This is a genomic window from Actinoalloteichus spitiensis RMV-1378 (assembly GCF_000239155.1).
Lineage (GTDB): Bacteria > Actinomycetota > Actinomycetes > Mycobacteriales > Pseudonocardiaceae > Actinoalloteichus_B > Actinoalloteichus_B spitiensis.
The window spans coordinates 1-678 of record NZ_AGVX02000736.1 but is presented as its reverse complement, the minus strand read 5'-3'; the positions used below and the strand labels follow the sequence as shown (position 1 = coordinate 678).

Genomic DNA, 678 nt, shown 5'->3' with positions numbered 1-678 from the left:
AGCACCCCGGTGTTGTCCACCGGCCGACCGATCGGCACCGATGCCGACGAGGGATCCCCGGTCCCGGGATCCCGGTCACCTCCTTCCGGGGATCGCCCGTCCGGGGTGGGGCAGGGCCACCAGGTCACATCGATCGCGGCCTCGGTCGGCCCGTACAGGTTGACCACCGGCACCCCCGGCACCCGCCGGGCCCACCGGTCCACCACCCCCGGTGGCAGGGCCTCCCCCGAGCACAGCACCCACCGCAACCCCCCGCACCGGGCCACCCCGTCCTCAGCCACGAACGCCGCCAGCATCGAGGGCACGAAATGGGTCACCGTCACCCCCACCCGCTCGATCACCCCAGCCAGGTAGGCCGGGTCCCGCTGCCCACCCGGACGGGCCAGCACCACCCCGGCCCCGGTGATCACCGGCCAGGCCAGTTCCCACACCGACACGTCGAACCCGATCGAGGTCTTGTGCAGGACCCGGTCCCCAGTGCCCAACGGGAACGTGCGGACCATCCAGTCCAGGTGCGCCACGATCGCCTGCTGGGAGACCACCACCCCCTTCGGGCGGCCGGTGGAACCCGACGTGTACACCACATACGCCGCCTGCGCGGGGTGGACCGTGACCGGGCTGGGCTCAGACGCACGAGTGATCTCCGCGCGGGCTGGTTCACTGTCGATCACCAGCGTG

Annotated in this window: 1 protein-coding gene; it reads right to left on the bottom strand. The window is 72.3% G+C overall.

Translation table 11 applies throughout. The annotated features are described in order from the left end of the window. Nucleotides 1-584: AMP-binding protein (locus tag ACTIDRAF_RS32250; protein ID WP_280956893.1), on the bottom strand; the 584-nt coding region annotated here is incomplete at its 3' end. Nucleotides 585-678 lie beyond the last annotated feature (94 nt).